At 76.6% G+C, this 3,841-nt stretch carries 3 protein-coding genes and 1 pseudogene; all 4 read right to left on the bottom strand.

Annotated elements, in window-relative coordinates:
* Positions 1-90: 90 nt before the first annotated feature.
* On the bottom strand, positions 91-1,050 hold the full coding sequence (locus ABD308_RS07760) for a DMT family transporter (RefSeq protein ID WP_344329672.1): 960 nt from the start codon (positions 1,048-1,050) through the stop codon (positions 91-93).
* A gap of 89 nt (positions 1,051-1,139) precedes the next feature.
* Positions 1,140-1,511: a hypothetical protein gene (locus ABD308_RS07755; RefSeq protein ID WP_344329671.1), complete on the bottom strand. Its 372-nt coding sequence runs from the start codon at positions 1,509-1,511 to the stop codon at positions 1,140-1,142.
* Between the two features lie 214 nt (positions 1,512-1,725).
* Complete coding sequence (locus ABD308_RS07750; protein WP_344329669.1) at positions 1,726-3,432, bottom strand: condensation domain-containing protein; 1,707 nt, start codon at positions 3,430-3,432, stop codon at positions 1,726-1,728.
* A 117-nt stretch (positions 3,433-3,549) separates the two neighbouring features.
* A pseudogene (locus ABD308_RS07745) lies at positions 3,550-3,841 on the bottom strand (hypothetical protein); the annotation flags it as partial.

The raw sequence follows: 3,841 nt of genomic DNA, 5'->3' as shown, positions 1-3,841 counted from the left end.
CCGAGGAGGCGCCGGTGACCAGGGCCGCCGGCGGGTCGCCGGCGGGGCGCCGCCCGGCCCGGCGGGAGGGCGGATGGTCGTCGTCCGTGGTCATGGCACCTGCCGCTCTGTGCGCGCCTCGCCGTCCGATTTGTCCGGCAAGTCACCTTCGCACGGCGGTGCCTTCCGAGCGACCGGGGTGGCCCCCGAGGACGTCGGCACCGGGGACGCCGGCACCGGGCCCAGCTCGGCCTCCACCTCGCCGAAGCGGGAGAGCACGAAGGTGCCGCCGACCGCCACCGCGAACCCCGTCAGTGCGCACCAGGCGTAGCCGGGTCGGGCGGTGTCGCCGAGCACGACCACCCCGACCAGTGCCGGGCCGAAGGTCTCCGAGACGGTGCCGGCGGCGGTCGCGGCCGTCACCGTGCCGCGCTGCAGGGCGAGCGCGTACGCGAGGTAGCCGCCGAGACCGCCCAGCGCCAGCCCGTACGCGGCCGGGTCGGTGAACACGTCGAGCGGACCGGTGGCGTCGAGGACCCGGACGGCGAGGCTGGTCACGCCGAAGCCGACGCCCGCGAGCAGGCCGAGTCCGACGGCCGCCGCCGTGCCGTTGCGGCGGGCCAGCAGGAGGGTGAGCAGCAGCATCAGCCCGGTGGTGGCCAGCAGCGCCCAGTGGAACGCCGGCGGCGCGTGGTCGCGGCCCGCTTCGCCGGAGCCGACCGCCAGCAGGGTGAGCCCGACCACCACGGCGGCGATGCCCAGCAGGTCGGCGCGGTGCAGCCGGGCGCCGAGCAGACGGGCGGCGGCGAGCGCGGTGACGGCGAGGCTGGCGTTGGTGACGGCCTGGACCAGGAAGAGCGGCAGGGTGCGCAGGGCGATGATGCTCAGCGCGAAGCCCGCGATGTCCAGGCCGGTGCCGAGCAGGAAGCGCCAGGAGCGGACCAGCGCCGCCAGCAGGCCGACCCGCACCCGGTCCGCGCGCGGGGCCTCGCGCGCGCCGCTCGCCTGGAACACCGAGCCGAAGCCGAAGCAGACGGTGGCGACCAGGGCGGTGGTCAGTCCGAGCAGCATGGCCCTCCCGGCCTCGGGCGCGCCCCCGGGGAACGGGGGTCACTCCCAGTGTCGGCCGGGCGCGGCCGGACCGCAGGAGGGCGGGCGGCTCAGGCCCGGGGCGGCGGACCCGCCGCGGCGGCGAAGACGGCGGCCGCCACGGGGATCGCGAGCACCACGGCGAGCGCACCGTCGAGACCCTCGTCCCCCGGCAGCCACAGGCCGGTGACCGCCATCAGGCCGGGGCTCGCCGCGCCGAGCGTCAGCAGTCCGGCCAACGCGCCACGGCCACGGTGCGGCGGGCCCTTGCGGTAGTGGTCGACGGCGACCCCGGTGGCGGCCATGACCGGCACGGAGGACCAGGCGGTCCCGTCCGGCCAGTCACCCGTCACCAGCCGCACCACCACGGCGGCCAGGCCGGCGACCAGCGCTCCCACCGTCTCGGCCACGACCGCCGCCGTCACCGTTTCCCGGACGTGCATGTCCCGCTCCCCCTCGCCCCGGCGCTCCCTGCGGGGAGGCTGTACCCGGGCGCCGGTCCCGCTCAGTCGCCCGCCCCGCCCGGCCTCTGGACGGACCCGGTCGGCGACGCGGATCCGTCCTCCGGCGGCGGACCCGCCGGGGCGGCGAGGACCCCGGCCGCCGTGGGAACCGCGAGCACCAGCGCGAGCGCACCGTCGAGGCCGCCGGCGGCCGTCAGTCGCTCCTGCCCGAGCCCTCGGCGAGGACGGGGAGGGTGGACCAGGTGGGCGGCAGGGTGTCGGGGCGGGGGTGGAGGACGTAGTGGTGCGGGGCCATGGCGGTGTCCCGGCCGGGGAGGGCGGCGATCACCGCGCGGTGGGCTGTGGCGGGGGTGAGGCCCGGGTCGGCGGTGGCGATGCGGGCGGTCAGGCCGTCCTCGGACCGGGTGAGGTCGATCGCCTCGGCGGCGGGGCCGAGGGCGTCGGAGAGCAGGGTGCGGACGGCGGCGAGGTCGATCCAGTCGGGCCCGACGCGGTGCCACTCGCCCGTCCGGGTGGCCGGGCGCACGCCGCTGAGCTCGGCCAGTTCGGTGAGCGGGACGGGCCGGTCGGCGGCGGCCGCGAGGACGGCGGGCACGGCGCGGGCGAGGCGTTCGGTGTCGTCGCGGTCGAGCACCCGGGGGCAGGCGAGCAGGACCAGCTCCAGGCTCACGGTGGTGCGCAGGATGTTCATCATGAGCCGGACCGGCAGCGGCTGGTCCGGCAGCCACTGCACCTCGGGGTCGGTGGTGGGCTCGGGGCGGGCGTCGGACAGCGCCTCCGGGATGGCGAGGCTGAGGTCGTTGACGACGACCTGGCGGGCGAAGCGGGCGCCGCGCCGCGCGGCGACGTCCTCGACGAGGCGCCAGACCTTGTCGGCGTTGAGGGTGCTGTGCCAGTAACCGCTGAAGGAGGCGGACTTCGTCCGGCCGATCAGCGTGTCGAGGTCGCCGGCGTCGGTGTCCAGGGCGATCAGCGCGTCCTGGGCGAGGGTGCCGATGTGGTCGGCGAGCGCGGCGCGCTGGCGGTTGGCGGACAGCGCCGAGATCACCAGGTCGGGGCGGTCGGCGCGGTGCGCGGTGAGGGCGGCGAAGACGGCGAGCAGGACGACCGAGGGGCTGGCGCCGGTGCGGCGGCAGACCGCCTGGAGGTCGGCGGCGGCGGTGCGGGAGCGCAGCAGCACGGTGGCGAGGCCGTCCTGCGGGCCGGTGAGGCCGTCGGTGCTGAAGACCGTCGACGGGCCGGTGGTGAGGATCGACTCCCAGTGCTTGAGCGCGGCGGCGGCCTTGCGCCGGCCCTGGGTGCTCTGTTCCTGGGCGGCGACCTCCAGCGGGGTGCGGGAGGTGGCGGGCGGCAGCTCCTTGCCGGCGGCGAGTTCGATCCAGTCCCGGATCAGCAGGCTGACGGCCGCGCCGTCGGCGCCCGCGTGGCAGACCGTGACGACCAGCCTGCGCACCAGTTCGCCGTCCGCGAGGAGGGTGAAGCGCGCCCGCGGGGCCGCCGCGAGGTCCAGCGGCAGGGTGACGTCGGTGATCGCCACCTGTTCGGCCAGTGCGTCGAGTTCGGCTTCCGCGCGGTCACCGGCCGGGATCGTGGTGATGGTGAACTCCCCCTCGGAGCTCACCTCCTGGCGCTCGGGGAAGGCGCCGTCGGGGCCGGGCGGGAAGGCGGTGCGCAGCGTCTCGTGGCGCTCCACCAGGGTGCGCAGCGCGTCGATGGCGGCGGCCACGGTGGTGCCGTCGGGGACCGGCCAGGCCGACGCCTGGTTGATCTGCTCGGGCCGGTCGCGCCTGATGCAGCGGATCATGTTGTCCTGGCCGAGGGTGAGCGGGCCGGAGCCGCCGCTCGTGCCGCGGTACCGGGCCGTGATCCGCCCGGTGGTCTCTTCCACGTCGTACGTCACGTCGGACGCGCCCTTCGGTTCGAGAGGTCTCGGCGGGATGCGGTCGGGACGCTATCAGCGCGCCGATCTTCCGGTCCAGACCAGAAATCTGGGATGTCGCCAGGTACTGACGCTCCGTCAATTCACTGACGGTGCAAGGTCGTCGGACATGCGCCAGGTGCGGATGCGGACCTGGAACGGGCGGGCGCCGACGGCCGCGAGGGCGGCGCGGAACGGGGCCGGGGCGGGCAGGTCGTCGACCCGGCAGGGGCCCGGTCCGAGCGCTCCGGGGTCGGCGAGCAGCACCGGCGCCGGGCCGGCCAACGGCAGGCCGAAGCCCTGGACGAGCCGGCCGCCGTAGGCCTTGACGCAGGCCTCGCGGCGGCACCACAGCTCGGTGAAACGCTCGGCGGGCGCCGGGTCGGGGTCG

Origin of the sequence: Kitasatospora putterlickiae, from assembly GCF_039527695.1 — a bacterium.
Lineage (GTDB): Bacteria > Actinomycetota > Actinomycetes > Streptomycetales > Streptomycetaceae > Kitasatospora > Kitasatospora putterlickiae.
Note: the sequence above shows the minus strand (reverse complement) of the source record. Positions and strands in the feature narration are given on the sequence as shown.

Bases quoted from the DNA above. Each gene is read 5' to 3' on its own strand.
- ABD308_RS07760 (WP_344329672.1), bottom strand. From the start codon at position 1,050: ATGCTGCTCGGACTGACCACCGCCCTGGTCGCCACCGTCTGCTTCGGC.
- ABD308_RS07755 (WP_344329671.1), bottom strand. From the start codon at position 1,511: ATGCACGTCCGGGAAACGGTGACGGCGGCGGTCGTGGCCGAGACGGTG.